The organism is Streptomyces sp. NBC_00104 (assembly GCF_045160825.1).
Lineage (GTDB): Bacteria > Actinomycetota > Actinomycetes > Streptomycetales > Streptomycetaceae > Streptomyces.
In genome coordinates, this window is record NZ_CP108215.1 from 8,145,456 (window position 1) to 8,165,197 (window position 19,742).

Below are 19,742 nucleotides of genomic sequence, written 5' to 3' on the forward strand. Positions count from 1 at the left end.
TGGTGACTGAACAGACCGGTCTCGTGGAGACAGAAGACGGCGGCGGCACGAAACCCGACGGAGCCGTCGTCCGGGACGCCCTGGGAGTCGGGGTCGCCGTCGGACTGTCCGGGTTCGCCTTCGGGGTGACCTCGGCCGGCAGCGGGCTCAGCCTGCCGCAGACCTGTGCGCTGAGCCTCCTGGTGTTCACCGGGGCCTCCCAGTTCGCCCTGGTGGGCGCGCTGGCGGCCGGCGGCAACCCGTTCACGGCGGCGGCCGGGGCCTTCTTCCTGGGCGTACGCAACGTGTTCTACGGACTGCGCCTCTCCCAGGTGCTGGCCCTCCCGCGCGCGATACGGCCGTTCGCCGCCCAGTGGGTCATCGACGAGACCACGGCCGTCGCCCTCGCCCAGCCCACGCGCCGCGCCACCCGCATCGGCTTCACCGTCACCGGGCTCAGCCTCTACGTGCTGTGGAACCTCACCACACTGCTCGGCGCGCTCGGCGCCGAGGCCCTCGGCGACACCGGCGCGTGGGGGCTCGACGCGGCCGGACCAGCCGTCTTCCTGGCACTCCTCGCGCCGATGCTGAGGACCACCGCGGAGCGGGCCGTCGCGGGCATCGCCGTCGTCCTCGGGCTCGGTCTGCTGCCCGTACTGCCCGCCGGAGTCCCGGTCCTGGTCGCCGCGACGGCCGCACCGGTCGTCCTCTGGGCGGAGGGGCGCCGCGGCACCGGCGACCGACCGGACACCCGCCCGAAGGATGACGGCCCGCAAGGAGAGGCCCGATGAACGTCTGGATCGCGATCGTCGCCACCGCCGTCGGCTGCTACGCCGTCAAGCTCATCGGCCTGCTGGTGCCCGCGGGCGTCCTGGAACGCCCGCTCGTCCAACGCCTCGCCGCCCTGCTGCCCGTGGCCCTTCTCGCCGCCCTCACGGCCCAGCAGACCTTCGCCGCGGGGCACGACCTGGTGCTGGACGCGAGGGCCGCGGGGCTCGCCGCAGCCGCCGTGGCGCTGCTTCTGCGAGCCCCTTTCCTGCTCGTCGTGGCCGCTGCGGTGATCGTGACGGCGGGGGTGCGGGCGATGACGGGCTGACGTTCGCCACGACTGTCCTGCGGCCGTGCGGCCGTGCGGCACGTGCGGCGATACGCCGGATCTGCCCGGACTGCCGCACGGGGACCGTGCTCGACGACACACGCGCGTGCATCCTCGCCGTGCCCGCACGCACGCGTGCCGATCGACCGCCCCGACCGCCCTCAGCCGATCGGCCGCCCGTACGCCCGCAAGGTTCGCAGGGCCTCGATCGTCACGATCGGGCGGCTCTCCATGGCGGTGCTGGGTGCCCACTGGCGCCAGCGGATCGGCCAGCCGCCGTCCTCCGTCTGCTCGCTCGCCAGGAAGTCGAGGGAGCGGGACATCTCCTCGTCGGTGAACCACGCGCGCGCGAGGGAATCCGGGGTGCGGGCGAAGTCGTGCGGGTAGTGGTGCTCGTCCGGGGCGTAACCGGCGGCCACCGGGTAGTCGTTCGGCCGCCCCGGATCCAGCGTGGCGAGCCGGTGTTCGCGCACCAGACGGCCGAGTCGGTCGGCGGCCGCCCGGGCGCGCGAACGGTCGGGGGCGGACTCCAGGAACGCCACGGCGGCGTGGATCTCGTAGGGGTGCGACTTCTCCAGGGACTCGACCGCCTGCCAGCAGAAGTCGGTGGCCCGGAACAGCCACGCGTGCCACACCTGGTTGCGGTGCAGCAGGCCCACCACGGGCCCGGTGGCCAGCAGATCACTGGGCGGGTCGTCGACGATCGGCACGAACGGGGCCGCCGGATAGCCACGCTGGCTGGGGTGCACCGCGGGAAGGGCGCCGTCCGGGGTCGACACCGAGGTCAGATAGCGGCACACGCGCTCCACCCGCTGTCCGCCGCAGAGCCCGATCGAGTCCAGGACACGCAGCGCGTGCCCGGTGTGCAGCGGCTGGCTCACGGGCCCGCGCAGATCGGGTTCCAGCGCGTGACCGTACCCCTCGTCGGCGTTGCGGTAGGCGGCCAGCGCGGTCTCCACCGCGTCGGCGCTCCCGTCCAGGAAGTGGTACGCGAAGCGGCGCTGCTCCAGCACGCGCGCGGTCAGCCAGACGAACTGCTCGGCGCGAGCCAGCGGGGTGTGCGCCGGGGACGACGAGGGGAGTGGGGATGCTCCGGTTTCGGCCATGGCTCCGACCGTAGGGCGGAAAGCGGTATCGGGATGCCGTCCCGGCCAGGCCCACCCCCTGGGGCGGGATACTGGACTCATGCGGTTGACGGTCTTCTGGCAGCGGATGGCGGATCACTTCGGTGAGGGGTACGCCGACACCTTCGCGCTCGATCACGTGATGTCCGACCTCGGCGGGCGCACGGTGCACGAGGCGCTGGACGCGGGCTGGGAGGCCAAGGACGTCTGGCGCGTGGTGTGCGCGAGCATGGGCGTTCCATCCGAAAACCGCTGAAAACGCAGGGACTTCACCGCGCGGACATCGGTCGTCTGACCGGAAGTGCCGGGGGCGGCGACTGGTTGTCGGTGGCGTGGGCGAGACTTGCTCCGTGGCCCCCACAGACGAGACCGCGCAGTTCGAGCACCAGGCATCCCCGGTCGGCACGACACCACCCACCGGCCCCCCGGCCGGCCCGGGGCCCGGCGCCGCGCCGAGTGGCCGTATGCCGCGCTGGCTGCCGCGCGCGATGGTGCTGGCGCTCGCCCTCGTCGCCGTCTTCCAGCTGGGCAGCTGGGCGTTCCACCAGCTCATCGGGCTGCTGGTCAACATCCTCATCGCGTTCTTCCTGGCGCTCGCGATCGAGCCCGCGGTGAGCTGGATGGCCTCGAAGGGGCTGCGCAGGGGCTTCGCCACCTTTCTGGTCTTCCTGATCACGCTGATCGGGGCCGCCGGATTCGTCACCCTGCTCGGTTCGATGCTCGCCGGCCAGATCATCAAGATGGTCGAGGACTTCCCGGCGTACCTCGACTCCGTCATCAGCTGGATCAACTCCAGCTTCCACACCGAGCTCAAGCGCGTCGACATCCAGGAGGGGCTGCTCCGCTCCGACTGGCTGCGGAAGTACGTGCAGAACAGCGCCACGGGCGTCCTCGACGTCTCCGCGCAGGTCCTGGGCGGCCTCTTCCAACTGCTGACGATCGCGCTGTTCTCGTTCTACTTCGCCGCCGACGGCCCACGGCTGCGGCGCGCGCTGTGCTCGGTACTGCCGCCGGCCAGGCAGGCCGAGGTGCTGCGCGCGTGGGAGATCGCGGTCGACAAGACCGGCGGCTACCTCTACTCACGCGGCCTGATGGCGCTGATCTCCGGCGCGGCGCACTACGTCCTGCTGGAGTACCTCGACGTGCCCTACGCCCCCGCGCTCGCGGTCTGGGTCGGTCTGGTCTCGCAGTTCATCCCCACGATCGGCACCTACCTCGCGGGTGCCTTGCCGATGCTGATCGCCTTCACGGTCAACCCGTGGTACGCGCTGTGGGTCCTCGTCTTCGTGGTCATCTACCAGCAGTTCGAGAACTACGTGCTGCAGCCCAAGCTGACCGCGAAGACCGTGGACATCCACCCGGCCGTGGCCTTCGGGTCGGTCGTCGCGGGCACCGCCCTCCTCGGTGCCGTCGGCGCGCTCATCGCCATCCCCGCCATCGCCACCCTGCAGGCCTTCCTCGGGGCGTACGTGAAGCGGTACGACGTCACGGACGACCCCCGGGTGCACGGACACCGCAGACGCGGCTCGGGCGACATCCTCGCCCGCCTGCGGAAGCGGCCGCACCGCTCGGAACAGCAGGACGGGACCGAGGGCGACGTCCTCACGCGCGTGCGCAAGCGGCTGGAGGAGAAGCTGGACCGGAAGCGGGCGACGAGACAGCCGACGGGCGACTCCACGACCGCGCGGCGGGACGACGACACCGCCCGCCGGGACACGGAGGCGGAGGGGGAGACCGGACCGGAGGCCGGGGGAAAGACCGGACCGGAGGGCGGGCCGGGCCCCGAGCACGGCGCCGGGCCCGAGGACGGCGCCCCATAGGGCTGCTGCCGCCGTAGGCCGTCACCCGGCGCCGAGCTTCGTCCTCGGCCGCCGCGTCCGTGTGAACCCGCTCGCCCGGAAGACCTCCGGGTGCCGTGTGGTGCGCTTGACACTAAAATCGAACATCCATTCTTATGGAGGCTCCGGCGAGGGTCTCGACGGGAGTTCGACAGGGTTTTCGTGCGGAAGTGCCCGAGTTATCCACAGGCCGGGCGGGCGTCGGGGCCCATTGTCAGTGGCAGGCGTTAGCGTCTTTCACGTGAAGCGATCGACTCAAGCAAATCGGGTGGAACCCATGGCAGGAACCGACCGCGAGAAGGCGCTCGACGCCGCGCTCGCACAGATTGAACGGCAGTTCGGCAAGGGCGCGGTGATGCGCCTCGGCGAGCGGCCCAACGAGCCCATCGAGGTCATCCCCACCGGGTCGACCGCACTCGACGTCGCCCTCGGCGTCGGCGGCCTGCCGCGTGGCCGAGTGGTGGAGGTGTACGGCCCGGAGTCCTCCGGCAAGACGACCCTGACCCTGCACGCGGTGGCGAACGCGCAGAAGGCCGGCGGCCAGGTGGCCTTCGTGGACGCCGAGCACGCCCTCGACCCCGAGTACGCGAAGAAGCTCGGTGTCGACATCGACAACCTCATCCTGTCCCAGCCGGACAACGGTGAGCAGGCCCTGGAGATCGTGGACATGCTGGTCCGCTCCGGCGCCCTCGACCTCATCGTCATCGACTCCGTCGCCGCGCTCGTCCCGCGCGCGGAGATCGAGGGCGAGATGGGCGACAGCCACGTGGGTCTGCAGGCCCGCCTGATGAGCCAGGCCCTGCGGAAGATCACCAGCGCGCTCAACCAGTCCAAGACCACCGCGATCTTCATCAACCAGCTCCGCGAGAAGATCGGCGTGATGTTCGGCTCCCCGGAGACCACGACCGGTGGCCGGGCGCTGAAGTTCTACGCCTCGGTGCGACTGGACATCCGCCGCATCGAGACACTGAAGGACGGCACCGACGCCGTCGGCAACCGCACCCGCGTCAAGGTCGTCAAGAACAAGGTCGCGCCGCCCTTCAAGCAGGCCGAGTTCGACATCCTCTACGGGCAGGGCATCAGCCGCGAAGGCGGCCTGATCGACATGGGCGTGGAGAACGGCTTCGTCCGCAAGGCCGGCGCCTGGTACACGTACGAGGGCGACCAGCTCGGCCAGGGCAAGGAGAACGCCCGCAACTTCCTGAAGGACAACCCGGACCTCGCCAACGAGATCGAGAAGAAGATCAAGGAGAAGCTGGGCGTCGGCGTCCGGCCCGAGGAACCCACCGCAGAGCCGGGAGCGGACGCGGCGGTCTCTGCCACCCCCGCGGACGACGCCGCCAAGACGGTGCCCGCGTCGGCTGCCAAGACCCCCAAGACCAGGGCCGCGGCGGCGAAGAGCTAGTCCGTGACGCGCAGAACGGACTGGGGCGAGTACGCATACCCCAGTGCCCCCGAGAGCCGGGGGCGCGGGGCCGGCGGCGGGGGCACGGGGGAATCCGCCGCGGACGGGCACGGGTACGGGTCCGGTCCGTACGACGACATGGCGTCGTACGGCACGGGCGAGCCCCGCGACGGTGAGTTCTACGACGGCGAGCCGTACGACGACGGCGGTGAAGGTGGCCCCGGTCGGCGGGAGGACGGCTCGCGTTCCGGTGCGGGCTCGGCCGTCGGCGCCCGTCGGCGTGGCGGCGGTGCCTCGCGCGCTGCGGGCGGTGACGCGCGTGGCCGGCGCGGCGGCCGGGGCGGGCGGCGGCGTGGCTTCGGGGAATCGGGCGACGGCCCGGACGACGGGGGACCGCAGGACGGGGGCTCGTCTTTCTCGTCGAGGGCCGAGAAAGGGGAGTCCTCAGGGGACCCGGCTGAGCGGGCGCGCGCGATCTGCCTGCGCCTGCTCACCGGGACCCCGCGCACCCGCAAGCAACTCGCGGACGCCCTGCACAAACGCGAGATCCCCGAGGACGTGGCGGACGAGGTGCTGTCGCGGTTCGAGGAGGTCGGGCTGATCAACGACAGCGCGTTCGCGGACGCCTGGGTGGAGTCCCGGCACCACGGCCGGGGCCTGGCCCGGCGGGCCCTCGCCCGGGAGCTGCGCACCAAGGGCGTCGACTCGGCACTGATCGACGAGGCCGTCTCGCAGCTCGACTCCGAGCAGGAGGAGACGACCGCGCGCGAGCTCGTCGCCCGCAAGCTGCGCTCCACGCGAGGCCTCGACCGGGACAAGCGCCTGCGCCGTCTCGCCGGCATGCTCGCTCGCAAGGGCTACCCCGAGGGCATGGCCCTCCGAGTGGTCCGGCAGGCACTGGAGGAAGAGGGGGAGGACACGGAGGGGCTGGAGGACGAGGGGTACTGAGCCGAGGGGGATCGAGCGGGGGTATGGGGGCGGGGCGCCCCGGCTCCGGGCGGGTGACGGCGCCCGAGGACAGCGGATCGGGGCGGGGGCAGGAACGGGACAACCCGGCTGCTTCCCAACGGAGTTCACCGGGAGCCACGCGTGTGCCAAGCGCTCCGGAGCCGTCGGGCCGGCTCGGCCCGCTCGGCTCCTGGGCTACTGCCAGTCGGCCGGGCGCTCCACGTGTTCCAGGCGCAGCACCTGTCCCGTGCGGCTGTAGCGGCGGATGCGGGGGAGGGGCGGGTAGTAGGCGTGCACGGAGATCGCGTGCTCCTCGGAGGACTCGTTGAGCACCTCGTGGACGTGGTGGCGTCCGAAGGAGCGGCCCTTGCCGGCGGACAACTGCCGCTCGCGGTCGACGCCTTCGCTGAGTTCGAGGGTCTTCCAGCCGTCGGTGGGCAGCCGGGCGGCGAGCGAGTACTCCCTGAGTTCGCCCGCGGCGGTGACGAAGGCGCCCACCGAGTCGGCGTGGTCGTGCCAGCCGGTGCCGGTGCCGGGCGGCCAGCCGATGAGCCAGGCCTCGCTGCCGCCGGGGCCTTCGAGCCGCACCCAGGTACGGCCCTCGGGGTCGAGCGGGAGCGAGGCGATCAGCTCGGCGTCGGCGGCGGTCCGGCGTGCGAAGTCGAGCAGTTCCGCCTGCGTGGGGCCGGAGACGGCCGGAGCGGAAGCGGGGGGAACAACGGGGGACACAGACACGGGTACCGTCCTGGAGTGCGTTCGCTCGGGGGCGCGCGACGGCACGCAGGCGGCGCGCGCGGAAAAGGATGTGGGGATGCGAATTCAGCAGGACGGACGACACACGCAGCCCGCATAGCGGACGAGGTCCATATGGACCCTCCGCCACAGGCGCGTAGAGGTGTCGGTCACGGACCGGAGTACACCATGACGGCGCGGAGCGGTCAACCGACCGTCACCATGTGGACGCACAGTGACGGCCGCTCCGGAGGACTCACTCGCTTCAGCGCGGACTCGCGGCCGCTCCGCTGGTCTCGGGCTGCTGCTTCGCCCCGCCCAGCGTCGCTTCGGCCGCCGTGTACAGGTCGGCCGGGCGTACGCCGCTCAGGGCGGTGACGAGGTATCCGTCGGGGCGGATGAGGAGGACGGTGTGGGCGGCGGCACCCGGGTAGGCCTCGGCCACCAGCAGCTCGGCGGGACGCGGCAGGGCGGAGACGGCGGCCGCGAGGCGGGGCATGAGCCCGGCGCTCATCCAGTGCTTGCGCTCCCACACTCCGGTACCCGGCGCGATCAGCACCACCAGCATCGCCCCGCGTCCGAGCCGGTCCCGTAGAGGTACGAAGGAGCCGTCCTCCGCGGTCACCTCCACATCCACGACCTGGGTGCCCGGCGGTGTGTCGACCGGAGTCTCCGCCGCGGCGCGTGGAGGCATGAGCGGCGAGTCGGAGTACGCCCCCGGCGCACCCAGTGCCCCGCGCCCCAGGTGGCCGTCCGCGAGCAGCGCGTCGTGGCCCCGGGACGAGCCGGGGACGTACGACCGCAGGCCCTTGCCGCCGCGCAGCAGGGGCAGCACCTGGTCGGCCGCGCGCAGCCGGGCGGCGACGACCGCGCGCCGCTCCGCCTGATAGCTGTCGAGCAGGGCCTCGTACGGGCCGTGGTGCCAGGCCAGGGCCAGTTTCCAGGCGAGGTTGTCGGCGTCCCGCAGCCCCTCGTCGAGACCCTGGGTGCCGAGCGCCCCGAGCAGGTGCGCGGCGTCCCCGGCGAGGAAGACCCGGCCGACCCGCCACCGCCGGGCGAGCCGGTGGTGCACGGTGTGCACGCCGGTGTCGAGCAGGTCGTACGGCGGTGTGGAGCCGCCCGTCCAGCCGGCGAGGGTCTCCCGGACGCGGGCCACGAGGAGTTCGGGCGTCACGAGGTCCTTGCCCGGCGGCAGGAGCCAGTCCAGGCGCCAGACGCCCTCGCCGAGGGGCCGGGCGGTGATCTCCCCGCCGGACGGGCCCGAGGTGCGCCACGGCGGCATGCGGTGCAGCAACGCCTCGCCCGGCCAGGGGAGTTCGGCGCGCAGTGCGGCGACCGCGTGCCGTTCCACCGCCGTACGGCCGGGGAAGCGGATGTCCTGGAGCTTGCGGACCGTCGAGCGCGGCCCGTCGCAGCCCACCAGGTAACTGCCGTGCCACCAGGTGCTCTTGGGCCCGCGCGTGTGGGCGGTGACGCCGGACTTCTCCTGCTCGATCGCGTCGAGCCGGCTCTCCACGGCGACCTTGACGAGCCGTTCGCCGGCGATGGCCTCGCGCAGGGCGGCGGTCAGGACGTGCTGGGCGATGTGGAGCGGGGGGAGGTCGGCGGAGCCCTCGACGACGGCGTCGGGCCCGCCGCGGGCGCCCTTCGAGCCCTCCCGCGGCGGGATGTCCGGCTCGTCGAACTCGTCGAAGCCGGTCTGCCCGAACCGGACCTGACGCATCACCTGCTTGCGCCGCATCGACCGCCATCCGGCCCAGCGGCAGCCGGCCCGGGAGAGCGGGACGCCGGACAATCGTTCCAGCAGTGCGGCCGTGTCCTCGTTCAGGACCACGGTCCGCGCGAGCCGCTGCTCGTCCTTCCCCGGTCCCTCGTCGAGGACCACGGACGGCACCTCCTGCCGCGCCAGCGCAAGGGCGAGCGTGAGCCCCACGGGCCCGGCGCCGACGATGATCACCGGGTCCACGGCGCGGCGCCCCCTGCCCGACGTGACGTCCCGGCGGACGTGGGTGAACAGGAAGTTGGAGCAGGGTGCACGATCACAGAACGTATGCAACCCATTGCCGGTGCTTGCGTCAAGTGACGGAGGCGGTGGCGGGCCGGTGCATGCCGGGGATGGGTGGAGCGGCCGGACACACGGCGAGGCCGTCGATGAGTCGCGCCGGGTGTACTCGCCGCGTGTACGGGGCTGATCGCGCGAGCGCCGATGTCAGGCGGGGGACGGGAGGACGCCCGCCTGCCAGGCGATGCGGGCGGCCTGAATGCGGCTGGCTGCGTGGAGCTTGGTGCACAGGGCGCGGACGTGGTCCTTGACCGTCTCCGGGCTGATATGGAGTGTCTCGGCGATGGCGCGGTTGGGAAGTCCGTCGCTGACCAGGGCGAGGACTTCGAGCTCGCGAGGGCTGAGGCTGGCGAGGCGTTCCTGGCCCGTACCGGGTGGGTGCGCCGGGGCGGCGCGGCCGTTGATGACCGCGTCGGCGAGTTCGGGGGAGAGGGCGCGGCTGCCCTCCACGATGGCGGCGAGGGCCCAGGTGAGGTTCTTGGCCGCGGAGCGGTGCAGCAGGACGCCCGCGGCGCCATGTGTGAGAAGAGCGCGGGCGTCGGCGTCAGTGATGCGTTCCCCGATGACCAGGACCGCAGGGGGATGGGTGAGACGGGCGAGGGTCTCCAGCAGCAGAAGAGAGGACCGGCCGGAGGTGTGACCACTGACGAGGAGGTCCGGGCGGGTGGCGCGGATGAGGGTGGCCGCCTGGCCGGCTCTGCCCTCGAACACGACGCTGGTGCACGCGCCGTGCGGCGCGTCACGGGTCAGCGCCTGAAACATCTCGCGCAAGCCCGTGCGCGAGAGCGATCTGTCGTCGATGATTCCCACCCGTAGCATGCGGTCCCCGTTGTGGTTGCTCACGTGCGTGACGGTCCTGCTGTCGTCGCCGAGTGGTCGGCATCAGCGACGTCGAGCACGATCCTGGGGCGATCGCGCGTGCACGTCAATTGGCCCTTGGGGAGGGGCGATTGTCGCCATGCCTCCCCCGCGAAGCCTTGTCGCTCGGAATGGCAATCCCCGTTCCGGGGGTGAACTTCGGGGAGCCCCCCGCACAGGGGAGATCTTCCTCGTGGGCACCTGGGCCACAGTCATGGCCGTTCACGACGTCCTGGACGAGAGAGGAACCTCATGACGGGGAACGGGACGAGCAGAAGAATGGGACGGGCCGCCGCCGCTGCCGCGTGCGCGATGGCCATGGGTGTCGTCGCCGCGCCCGCCGCCGACGCGGCGCCTGTCGCACCCGCGGTCGCAGCGGTCAAGGCCAAGTGCGGGGCCACCGATCTCAAGGTGTGGTACGACAAGGACCAGGACGGCACCTTTCTGAAGGTGTGGTTCCAGACGGCCAAGGGCTGCAAGAAGGGGCGGAAGATCTCCAGCCTCGTCGGCGAGATCTACTGCGTCACCACCAAGAAGCGCGTCTACCGCCAGAACGTGGCAGCCAAGAAGGCCCCGTACTCGACCCTGATTCAGGCGCTGCCGCCGAAGAACAAGTGCAAGGACTTCTGGGCCAAGTCGAGCATCGTCTACAGCAATGCCAAGACGGTGGTGTTCAAGGACACCTGGCGCTGGAAGTGGGGCGACCAGCCCGCCTGACGTGATGTTCCGCGAAAGGCTCGAATTTTCCTCGACTCACACCGGATCGCTCAGGCGAGAGGCTTCTGAAGGAGGCCATTGATGCAGGACAAGGGCATGGGCAGAGTGGTGCGCCGAAGCGCCATGGTCATGGGGACGGCTGTGCTGGCCGCCGGGCTGGCCGCTCCCTCGGCGACCGCGGACGGTCCCGCCGAGAAGTACCTGGGCAAGCGCTCGGGCAGCATCAAGCTGATCATCTACCCGTACACGTGGGTCGACAAGCAGTACCGGAGTACGTCCCTCAAGAACGTGCGCAAGCACTCGATCCGCATCACCTACAAGAAGTGCGCCTGGTGGAAGGCCCGTGCTTCGGTGAAGTGGGGGAAAAGGACCGACGTGTCCGAGTCCACGGTCAAGGGCTGCAACAAGTCCGTCGTGCTGTCGCCCATGGGCAACCTGAAGGCGAACGTCACGCTGACCATCCACCAGCTCAACGCCGATGACACGTCCGGGAGCACGTCCATCAAGCCCATCGGCTGAACCGTGAGACTGAGCGGTCTCCTGTCCGTCCCATCGGGGACGGACAGGAGACCGTTTCCTTCTCACGGGTGTGGATTCATGTGTGCGGAGCGAGCACTGACGGCGCGTGAGAAGGACGGAGACAGCCCACTGCCCGCTGCGCCGGTCGAGTGACCGGCGCAGCGGGCAGTGTGACGCTTACAGTTCGGCTCCGGTTCCCGTGGTACCCGCGACTGCTGCCGCGGGAAGCACCGCACCCGTCGATTTCTTGCCCCGCCGGATCCGGCTCTCCAGCATGCTGGCGAAGCTGGTCAGCAGGAAGTTCAGCACGATGTAGATCACGGCGACGACGATGAAGCTGGGGATGATGTTCGCGTAGAACCCGCTCATCGTCCGCACGGAGCGGAGTAGCTCCGCGTATCCGATCAACGCGCCACCCAAAGCGGTGTCCTTGACGATGACGACGAGCTGGCTGACGATCGCCGGCAGCATCACGGTCACGGCCTGGGGCAGTAGGACGTTCGTCATGGTCTGCCCCTTGCGCAGACCGATGGCCTGAGCTGCCTCCGTCTGGCCCTTGGGCAGCGAGAGGATGCCGGCCCGAACCACCTCGGCGAGGACCGAGGCGTTGTAGAGGACCAGACCGGTGACGACCGCGTACAGGGGGCGGATGTCGCTGCTGATGTCGGTGAACGACGCGTAGAGCTCGTTCGCGAACAGCATCAGGATCAGTACGGGGATGGCGCGGAAGAACTCGACGACCGCACCGGCCGGGACCCTGACCCACCGATGGTCGGAGAGCCGTGCGATACCGAAGAGCGCACCGAGCGGCAGGGCGATGACCAGCGCGAGCCCCGCTGCCTTCAGCGTGTTGCCCAGCGCGGGCAGCAGATACGTGTCCCAGGCCTCGGCAGTGATGAAGGGCTTCCACTTGGCCCACTCGAACTGACCCTTGTCGGCCATGACGGCGATCACCCACCAGGCCACCAGGGCCAGTACGGCGATGAACACCACGGTGTAGACGACGTTGCGCGTCTTGGCACGGGGGCCAGGAGCGTCGTAAAGAAGGGAGGTCATCGCTTTACCGCCACTCGCTTGCTGACCCATCCGAGGATCAGGCCGGTTGGCAGGGTGAGGATCACGAAGCCGAGGGCGAAGATCCCGGAGATCAGGAGCAGTTCCGCCTCGTTCTCGATCATTTCCTTCATCAGATAGGCCGCCTCGCCCACGCCGATCACCGCCGCGACGGTGGTGTTCTTGGTCAAAGCGATCAGCACATTGGTCAGGGGCGCGACGACCGAACGGAACGCCTGGGGGAGGACAACCAGGGTGAGGACCTGTGTGAAGGACAGGCCGATGGCGCGGGCCGCCTCCGCCTGACCGACGGGCACGGTGTTGATGCCGGACCGCAGAGCCTCACAGACGAAGGCCGCGTGGTAGGCGATCAGCCCCAGGATGGCCAGCCGGAACACTCTCGTCTTGACGTCGTCGGGCGCGCCCATGGTGACACCGAAGGTGTCGGCGAGTCCCAGAGAAGTGAAGAGGATGATGACGGTGAGGGGGATGTTCCGCACCAGGTTCACATAGGCGGTGCCGAAGCCCCGCATCAGAGGGACGGGGCTGACCCGCATCGCGGCCAGCATGGTGCCCCAGATCAGGGAGCCGATGGCCGAGAACACCGTGAGCTGCACGGTCACCCAGAAGGCGCCCAACAACGTGGGGTTGTCATAGTCAGAAAGAAAGTCGAACACGATCTCCCGCGCTTCCGCGTGTGTCGTTGGCGTGACGTGCCGCCCCGAGCCGGGGCGGCACGTCACCGAGCCGGTGGCCCCCCGTCAGGGAGCCGTCAGCCCTTCTCGGTGATCGCCGGGGCGGGCTCGTTCTCGTAGTTGGCCGGGCCGAAGTTCTCCTTGACGGACTTCTCCCAGGAACCGTCCTCGACCATCTTCTCGAGGGCCTTGTTGATCTTGCCCTGAAGGTCTGTGTCGCCCTTCTTGATGCCGATGCCGTAGTTCTCGTCGCTCAGGTTGAGTCCGGCGAGCTTGAACTTGCCCTTGTACTGCTCCTGGGCGGCGTAACCGGCGAGGATCGAGTCGTCCGTGGTGAGCGCGTCGACCGCACCGCTCTCCAGGCCGCTGAGGCACTCGGAGTAGCCGCCGTACTCCTGCAGCTGGGCCTTGGGCGCGAAGTCGTTCTTGACGTTCTGCGCGGAGGTCGAGCCGGTGACCGAGCAGAGCTTCTTGCCGTTCAGGTCGTCGCCCTTGGTCACGTTGTCATCCGCGCGGACGAGCAGGTCCTGGTGGGCCAGGAAGTACGGACCGGCGAAGGAGACCTTCTCCTTGCGCTCGTCCGTGATCGAGTAGGTGGCGACGATGAAGTCCACGTCACCGCGCCGCAGCAGGTTCTCGCGCTCCGCGCTCGGCGCTTCCTTGAACTCGATGTCCTTCTCGTCGTAGCCGAGTTCCTTGGCCACGTACGTGGCGACGTCGACGTCGAAGCCCTCGTAACCGTCGGGGGTCTCCTGACCGAGGCCGGGCTGGTCGACCTTGATGCCGATGGTGACCTTGCCACCGCCGTCGCCGCTGTCGCCGCTGTCGTTCTTGTCCCCACCGCAGGCCGTGGCGGTCAGAGCGAGAACGATCGCGGCGGAGGCGGCAGCGCTTGCCTTGCGAAGCTTCATGGTGAACATCCTTTGACTGGTGAAGAGATGCGGACCGTCGTGGTGCGGGTGTCCTGGGCCGGGAGCGGCGTCGGTGGGGCCGTCAGTGGTGCAGGATCTTCGACAGGAAGTCCTTGGCCCGGTCGCTGCGGGGGTTGCTGAAGAACTGGTCCGGCACAGCCTCTTCGACGATCCGGCCGTCCGCCATGAACACCACCCGGTTGGCGGCCGAACGGGCGAAGCCCATCTCGTGGGTGACCACGACCATGGTCATGCCGTCCCGGGCGAGCTGCTGCATGACTTCCAGGACCTCGTTGATCATCTCGGGGTCGAGCGCCGAGGTCGGCTCGTCGAAGAGCATGACCTTGGGGCCCATGGCCAGCGCCCGCGCGATCGCGACGCGCTGCTGCTGGCCGCCCGAGAGCTGCGCGGGGTACTTGTCCGCCTGGGTGCCCACGCCGACCCGGTCGAGCAGCGCCCGGGCCTGCTCCTCGGCCTTCTTCTTGTCGGTCTTGCGGACCTTGAGCTGCCCCAGCATCACGTTCTCGAGCACGGTCTTGTGCGCGAAGAGATTGAACGACTGGAACACCATGCCGACGTCCGCCCGAAGTCGTGCGAGCGCCTTGCCCTCCGCGGGCAGCGGCTTGCCGTCGATCAGGATGTCGCCGGAGTCGATCGACTCCAGCCGGTTGATGGTGCGGCACAGGGTGGACTTACCCGACCCGGAGGGTCCGATCACCACGACGACCTCGCCCCTGGCGATGGTCAGATCGATGTCCTGGAGCACGTGCAACGCGCCGAAGTGCTTGTTGACGCTCTTCAGGACGACCAGATCATCGGTCGCGGCCACGGCGTCCTTGGCCACCGAAACTTCGGTCATCGCTTTATGGCTCCGTCCTGCTCGGTTTCGGAGGACAGTAGTGACCGGCGACGACCAGCGTCATTACATCTGAGCGAGAATTGAGCATAACGATCTGGTAGCCGGACGGACACGGCACGTGACGGGCCCGCGCGGGCGTTTCGGCTGGGTAACGGAACCCGCTCGGAACCCGTACGGCCTTGACGGCGTCCTCACTCATCAGTGTGACTGCGCATGGGTCGAGGCGCGCGGCTCCCAGGTGCGGATCCGCGTAATGTGTGCCGACCGAGACGTACAGATGATCGAAACGCGCAGATACTCGATACGCGCCGATGATCGAAACGCGCAGATGCGCGAAACGCGAGACCTACCGAACCGGAAGGGGCCGGAATGAGGCTGCTCCTCGTCGAGGACGACAACCACGTCGCCGCCGCCCTGTCCGCGGTCCTGGCCCGGCACGGCTTCGACGTCACGCACGCCCGCAGCGGCGAGGAGGCGCTCCAGGCGCTCGTCCCGGAGGGGAACGGCTTCGGGGTCGTCCTGCTCGACCTCGGCCTGCCCGACCAGGACGGCTACGAGGTCTGCGGCAAGATCCGCAAGCGCACCAGCACCCCGGTGATCATGGTGACGGCCCGCGCCGACGTACGCTCCCGGATCCACGGCCTCAACCTCGGCGCCGACGACTACGTGGTCAAGCCGTACGACACCGGGGAACTGCTCGCCCGTATCCACGCCGTCGCCCGCCGCAGGGCCCCCGACGAGGCCGCCGCTCCCGGCGACAGCGGGCTGCGCCTCGGCTCCGTGCTCATCGAGCTGCCCACCCGCCAGGTCAGCGTGGACGGCTCGGTCGTCCAGCTGACCCGCAAGGAGTTCGATCTGCTCGCGCTGCTGGCCCAGCGGCCCGGGGTCGTCTTCCGCCGGGAACAGATCATCAGCGAGGTGTGGCGGACCAGTTGGGAAGGGACCGGGCGCACCCTGGAAGTGCACGTCGCGTCCCTGCGGTCCAAGCTGCGGATGCCCGCCCTGATCGAGACGGTGCGCGGGGTCGGCTACCGGCTGGTCGCCCCGACGCCGTAGCGTGCCCGCGTGCGCACTCGTCTTCTTCCGCTGCTCATCGTCCTGATGGCCGCCGTGCTGCTGGCCCTCGGCATCCCGCTCGCGGTGAGCCTCGCGGCGGCGCGGCAACAGGAGGTCGTCGTCGACCGTATCGACGACACGGCGCGCTTCGCCTCCCTCGCCCAGTTCGTCACCGAACGTCCGAGCGGCTCCCGCGTGGACACCACGGACGGCCGCCGCGAGACCCTGAAGCGGGAGCTGGAGCAGTACTACAGCGTGTACGGCATCAAGGCCGGCGTCTTCTACCGGGAGAAGGACCAGCAGGCCATGGCCAACGCCCCCTACGACTGGGGCAGACCCACCGAGGGAGAGGGGCTCGAGGCCTTCGAGGAGGCGCTGCTGGGGCGCCGTCCGCACGACCCGAAACAGGTGTGGCCCTGGCAGGAGGGCCGGCTCGTCGTCGCGTCCCCGGTCATCCACGACGGTGATGTCGTCGCCGCCGTCGTCACCGACTCGCCCACCGACCAGATGCGCAAGAAGATCCTGCGCGGCTGGCTGATCATCGGCGCGGGTGAGATCGCCGCGATGCTCCTCGCAGTCGGCGCCGCGCTGCGGCTGACGGGCTGGGTCCTCAAGCCCGTACGCGTCCTCGACTTCACCACCCACGCCATCGCCTCCGGACGCCTCAAGTCACGGGTCGCGGTGGCCAGCGGTCCGCCCGAACTCCGGCGGCTGGCACGGTCGTTCAACGAGATGGCCGACAACGTCGAGGACGTCCTGGAACAGCAGCGCGCCTTCGTCGCGGACGCCTCGCACCAACTCCGCAACCCGCTCGCCGCGTTGCTGCTCCGCATCGACCTGCTCGCCCTCGAACTGCCCGAGGGGAACGCGGAGATCGCCTCCGTCCGTACCGAGGGCAAGCGCCTCGCCTCGGTCCTCGACGACCTGCTCGACCTGGCGCTCGCCGAGCACGCGGAGTCCGATCTGCGGCTCATCGACGTGGGCGAGCTGACCGCCGAGCGCGTCGCCTCCTGGTCGCCGCTGGCCGACGACAAGGGCGTGACGCTGGCCGGCGCCTGCCCGGCCACCACCGCCTGGGCCGACCCCATCGCCCTGTCCAGCGCCCTGGACGCGGTGATCGACAACGCGCTGAAGTTCACGCCCGCCGGGGAGACCGTCGAGGTCCGGGTCGCCTCGAACGGCGAGAACTCCACCGTCGTCGTCACCGACGGCGGGCCAGGCCTCAGCGACGAGGAACTGGAACGCGTCGGCGACCGCTTCTGGCGCAGCACCGCGCACCAGAACATCAAGGGCTCGGGCCTCGGGCTCTCCATCTCCCGGGCGCTGATCGCGGCGGGCGGCGGCTCCATCTCCTACGCCCACCACAAACCGCACGGGCTGCGGGTGACGGTGACGGTGCCCCGGTCGCGTCCGCCGGCCTGAGAGGGCCTTCCCGGGGCCTACGGGGCCCGGAGGGCGTCGTCCCCGAACCGCCGGGCTACGGCTTCACCGACAGGTAGTACGCCGCGGCGCCCTCGTGCAGCGGCAGCGGGTCCGTGTAGAGGGCGGTGCGCAGGTCCACCACCTGGGCCGCGTGGACGTCCTCGCCGATCTTGTCCCGGCTCTTCAGCACGACGCGGGTCAGCCACTCCGTGAGTCTGGGGTCCAGGTCCTCGCGGGTGATGAGCAGGTTCGCCACGGTGAGGGTGGGCACCGAGTCCTTGAGGATGGTCGGGTAGGCGTCCGCGGGCATCAGGGATGTCCGGTAGTAACTGAAGACGCCGCCCTGGTCGTGCAGCTTCGTCACCAGGGTGCCGCGGATCGGGACGAACCGGAAGCCGTACTTCTGCTTCTCCGCGAGGTTGGTCAGCCCCCGCGTGGGCAGTCCGCCCGACCAGAAGAAGGCGTCGATCTTGCCGGTACGGAGGGCGTCAGGGCTTGTCGCGATGGTGTCCGGCCGTGCGTCGATGTCCTTGCCGATGTCCAGCCCGTCCGCCTCCAGCAGACGTTCGGCTATCAGCCGTACGCCGGACCCCTCGGGCCCGACGGCGACCCGCTTGCCCTTCAGCTCCGAGATGTTCTGGATGGTCGAGTCGGCGGGGACGACCAGCTGCACGTAGTCGTCGTACAGTCGCGCCATGCCCCGCAGCTTGTCGGCGCCGGGCCGGCCCTCCTCGATGTACGTCTGCACGGCGTCGGCCGCGGCGATGGCGAAGTCGGCCTCCCCGGTGGCCACACCACGGACGTTGGTCTGGGAACCGTTGCTGGGCTCCAGATCGACCCGCAGGCCCGGCATGTCCTCGGCGATCGCCGACCGCAGCTGGTTGCCGTACTGCTGGTAGACACCCCGGTCGGCTCCGGTCATGAGCGTGATCGTTCCGCTCGGGGGCTCCTCGCTCGGCCACAGCCACCACGCGAGCAGCCCGAGGACCACCAGCGAAGCCACCGAGCCCAGCAGCGCCTGCCGCGTGCCGATGCGGGGGAGTACCTGGACCATGCGACGAAATCCTGCCAGGTCACCGAGCGGGCGGCCAGGATCGGATCCATCCGGTGCGAGGCTGTGACCTCGGGGGTGCGGGGTGTCCTCCGGGTGCGGGCGGTGTGCGGACGGTGTGCGGACGCTCGCGCCGTTCCCCGCGCTCCTGAGAGGGCAGGGGCTGGGCCCCGCCCTCTCACCGGCGACCGGCGACCGGCGACCGGCGACCGGCGACCGGCGACCGGCGACCGGCGACCGGCGACCGGCGGACGCGGTCAGCGGACGCGGTCAGCGGCCGGTCGCCACGGCCGTGCGCAGGCGGTCCAGCTCCTGGTACATGACCTCGCCCGGGCACTCGGTCGCCATCCAGTCCCGGTGGCCGCTGATCTCCGCGACCTCCTTCTGGGTGCCGTTGACCGGGTTCGTGTAGGTCACGCGGGCCTGCGGGTCGACGCCGTGCTGCCGGACCAGCGCCTTCACCAGCCGGGTCAGCGACGCGCGGGCGGCCTCCTTCGGTCCCTGCTCGGTGAAGGTGCCCAGCAGGGCGATGCCGAGGTTGCCGGAGTTGAAGCCGCCGACGTGGAAGGCGGTCACCACCTTGCCGTCGGCGTCGTGCGCGGGCAGGCCGTCGTCGCCGGAGTAGCGGCCCTCGTAGATACGGCCCTCCTCGTCGATGAGGAAGTGGTAGCCGATGTCGCCCCAGTCGTTGGTGACGGCGTGCAGCTGGTAGATCGCGCGGACCGTGGCGGCCGGGTCCGGGTCGTCGTTCGCCATGGCCGTGTGGTGCACGGTGATCGTCTGGAACGGGTAGAACGCGGTCGGCGAGTTCTCCGTGCCGTCCGCCTTGAACCGCAGCGACTCGTCGGCGCCCCAGGCGGCCCGGGTCAGGAACTCGACGCCCCGGACACGGGTGGGATCGGACGGCACGGCCACCTTCCGGTCCGGGCCGTGCTGGGTGTCGAGCGCCAGCGAGCGCAGGCCGGTGGCGCCGTCGGGCGCCTTCAGCTCGTAGCCGGCGGCCTGGGCGGCCGCGATCAGTACGCCGCCGCCGTTGGCCACCGAGCAGCCGCCGTCGCCGAGCGTCCGCCACTCGCCCCGGGCGCCGTCGGCGTCCCGCAGCCGGATGCCGCCGCCGGTGGTCTCGTCGGTGCCGCCCCAGCGGACGCCCACGTACCCGATGGGGAAGGCCGCCTCGACGGGCGCCTCGCCGGTGGCGGCCTCGCTGCGGGTCTTCGGGAAGGTCTCGGTCGTCGTACCGGCCTTGGTGTCCTCCGTGCCGGTGTCCGCGGTCGCGCCGCCGGAGTCGCCGGTCGTGGCCATCACGGTCGGTGTGATCACGGCACCGGCCGCGACCGCGCCGGCGGCGCCGATCACGGCACGACGGGTCATCCGGGACTGGGCGCGATGGGTGGGGGAGGTGGGGGGAACGCTCACT

At 70.5% G+C, this 19,742-nt stretch carries 21 protein-coding genes; 10 read left to right on the forward strand and 11 right to left on the reverse strand.

The window, feature by feature from the left end; translation table 11 throughout:
• The first annotated feature begins 2 nt into the window (after nt 1-2).
• Both OG272_RS35795 and OG272_RS35800 read left to right on the forward strand, forming a co-directional pair.
• Entirely contained in the window at nt 3-770 is a 768-nt protein-coding gene (locus tag OG272_RS35795; RefSeq protein ID WP_327732107.1) for an AzlC family ABC transporter permease, read from the forward strand.
• Nucleotides 767-1,075, forward strand: coding sequence for an AzlD domain-containing protein (locus OG272_RS35800; RefSeq protein WP_326576406.1), 309 nt, complete (start codon nt 767-769; stop codon nt 1,073-1,075). The genes OG272_RS35795 and OG272_RS35800 overlap by 4 nt, the downstream gene beginning before the upstream one ends.
• A gap of 161 nt (nt 1,076-1,236) precedes the next feature.
• On the opposite strand, the gene OG272_RS35805 is transcribed toward OG272_RS35800, so the two are convergent.
• Nucleotides 1,237-2,181, reverse strand: a complete 945-nt coding sequence (locus tag OG272_RS35805; protein ID WP_326576405.1) for a hypothetical protein — start codon at nt 2,179-2,181, stop codon at nt 1,237-1,239.
• Between the two features lie 79 nt (nt 2,182-2,260).
• Here OG272_RS35805 and OG272_RS35810 point away from each other — a divergent pair, with 79 nt between their 5' ends.
• From OG272_RS35810 to recX, 4 genes are all read left to right on the forward strand, one after another.
• On the forward strand, nt 2,261-2,455 hold the full coding sequence (locus tag OG272_RS35810) for a DUF3046 domain-containing protein (RefSeq protein WP_328224151.1): 195 nt from the start codon (nt 2,261-2,263) through the stop codon (nt 2,453-2,455).
• Nucleotides 2,456-2,549: 94 nt separating this feature from the next.
• Nucleotides 2,550-4,019 (forward strand): AI-2E family transporter, encoded by a 1,470-nt coding sequence (locus tag OG272_RS35815; protein ID WP_328224152.1) that lies wholly within the window; start codon nt 2,550-2,552, stop codon nt 4,017-4,019.
• A gap of 295 nt (nt 4,020-4,314) precedes the next feature.
• A complete protein-coding gene (recA, locus tag OG272_RS35820; protein ID WP_326576399.1) occupies nt 4,315-5,442 on the forward strand; it encodes a recombinase RecA in 1,128 nt (375 codons plus the stop codon).
• A 3-nt stretch (nt 5,443-5,445) separates the two neighbouring features.
• A complete protein-coding gene (gene recX / locus OG272_RS35825; RefSeq protein ID WP_328224153.1) occupies nt 5,446-6,390 on the forward strand; it encodes a recombination regulator RecX in 945 nt (314 codons plus the stop codon).
• A gap of 195 nt (nt 6,391-6,585) precedes the next feature.
• Here recX and OG272_RS35830 read toward each other — a convergent pair whose 3' ends face one another.
• The 4 genes from OG272_RS35830 to OG272_RS35845 form a co-directional block, all read right to left on the reverse strand.
• The gene (locus OG272_RS35830) at nt 6,586-7,125 is read right to left on the reverse strand and encodes a cysteine dioxygenase (RefSeq protein ID WP_328224154.1); all 540 of its coding nucleotides are present in this window, start codon (nt 7,123-7,125) and stop codon (nt 6,586-6,588) included.
• Between the two features lie 84 nt (nt 7,126-7,209).
• A complete protein-coding gene (locus OG272_RS35835) occupies nt 7,210-7,356 on the reverse strand; it encodes a putative leader peptide (protein WP_328224155.1) in 147 nt (48 codons plus the stop codon).
• A 31-nt stretch (nt 7,357-7,387) separates the two neighbouring features.
• Nucleotides 7,388-9,088, reverse strand: a complete 1,701-nt coding sequence (locus tag OG272_RS35840) for an FAD-dependent monooxygenase (RefSeq protein WP_405895497.1) — start codon at nt 9,086-9,088, stop codon at nt 7,388-7,390.
• Nucleotides 9,089-9,331: 243 nt separating this feature from the next.
• Entirely contained in the window at nt 9,332-10,027 is a 696-nt protein-coding gene (locus OG272_RS35845; protein ID WP_326576391.1) for a response regulator transcription factor, read from the reverse strand.
• 294 nt (nt 10,028-10,321) lie between these two features.
• Between OG272_RS35845 and OG272_RS35850 the strand changes: the two genes are divergently transcribed.
• Nucleotides 10,322-10,759: a hypothetical protein gene (locus OG272_RS35850; protein ID WP_327727556.1), complete on the forward strand. Its 438-nt coding sequence runs from the start codon at nt 10,322-10,324 to the stop codon at nt 10,757-10,759.
• Between the two features lie 81 nt (nt 10,760-10,840).
• A complete protein-coding gene (locus tag OG272_RS35855) occupies nt 10,841-11,278 on the forward strand; it encodes a hypothetical protein (RefSeq protein WP_327727555.1) in 438 nt (145 codons plus the stop codon).
• Nucleotides 11,279-11,455: 177 nt separating this feature from the next.
• Here OG272_RS35855 and OG272_RS35860 read toward each other — a convergent pair whose 3' ends face one another.
• The 4 genes from OG272_RS35860 to OG272_RS35875 all read right to left on the reverse strand — a co-directional run bounded on the left by OG272_RS35860 (nt 11,456) and on the right by OG272_RS35875 (nt 14,796).
• Entirely contained in the window at nt 11,456-12,334 is an 879-nt protein-coding gene (locus OG272_RS35860) for an amino acid ABC transporter permease (protein ID WP_327727554.1), read from the reverse strand.
• Nucleotides 12,331-13,008 (reverse strand): amino acid ABC transporter permease, encoded by a 678-nt coding sequence (locus tag OG272_RS35865; protein ID WP_327727553.1) that lies wholly within the window; start codon nt 13,006-13,008, stop codon nt 12,331-12,333. Before OG272_RS35865 ends, OG272_RS35860 begins: the two co-directional genes overlap by 4 nt.
• A gap of 95 nt (nt 13,009-13,103) precedes the next feature.
• Entirely contained in the window at nt 13,104-13,937 is an 834-nt protein-coding gene (locus tag OG272_RS35870) for a glutamate ABC transporter substrate-binding protein (protein WP_326576381.1), read from the reverse strand.
• An 82-nt stretch (nt 13,938-14,019) separates the two neighbouring features.
• Nucleotides 14,020-14,796: an amino acid ABC transporter ATP-binding protein gene (locus OG272_RS35875; RefSeq protein WP_326576380.1), complete on the reverse strand. Its 777-nt coding sequence runs from the start codon at nt 14,794-14,796 to the stop codon at nt 14,020-14,022.
• A 369-nt stretch (nt 14,797-15,165) separates the two neighbouring features.
• Between OG272_RS35875 and OG272_RS35880 the strand changes: the two genes are divergently transcribed.
• Both OG272_RS35880 and OG272_RS35885 read left to right on the forward strand, forming a co-directional pair.
• Nucleotides 15,166-15,852, forward strand: a complete 687-nt coding sequence (locus OG272_RS35880) for a response regulator transcription factor (protein WP_037700951.1) — start codon at nt 15,166-15,168, stop codon at nt 15,850-15,852.
• Nucleotides 15,853-15,861: 9 nt separating this feature from the next.
• Entirely contained in the window at nt 15,862-17,274 is a 1,413-nt protein-coding gene (locus tag OG272_RS35885; protein ID WP_405895498.1) for an ATP-binding protein, read from the forward strand.
• A gap of 55 nt (nt 17,275-17,329) precedes the next feature.
• Here OG272_RS35885 and OG272_RS35890 read toward each other — a convergent pair whose 3' ends face one another.
• Both OG272_RS35890 and OG272_RS35895 read right to left on the reverse strand, forming a co-directional pair.
• A complete protein-coding gene (locus tag OG272_RS35890) occupies nt 17,330-18,328 on the reverse strand; it encodes a TAXI family TRAP transporter solute-binding subunit (protein ID WP_326576375.1) in 999 nt (332 codons plus the stop codon).
• Between the two features lie 267 nt (nt 18,329-18,595).
• Nucleotides 18,596-19,741, reverse strand: a complete 1,146-nt coding sequence (locus OG272_RS35895; RefSeq protein WP_328224158.1) for a peptidoglycan recognition family protein — start codon at nt 19,739-19,741, stop codon at nt 18,596-18,598.
• Nucleotide 19,742: the final 1 nt, after the last annotated feature.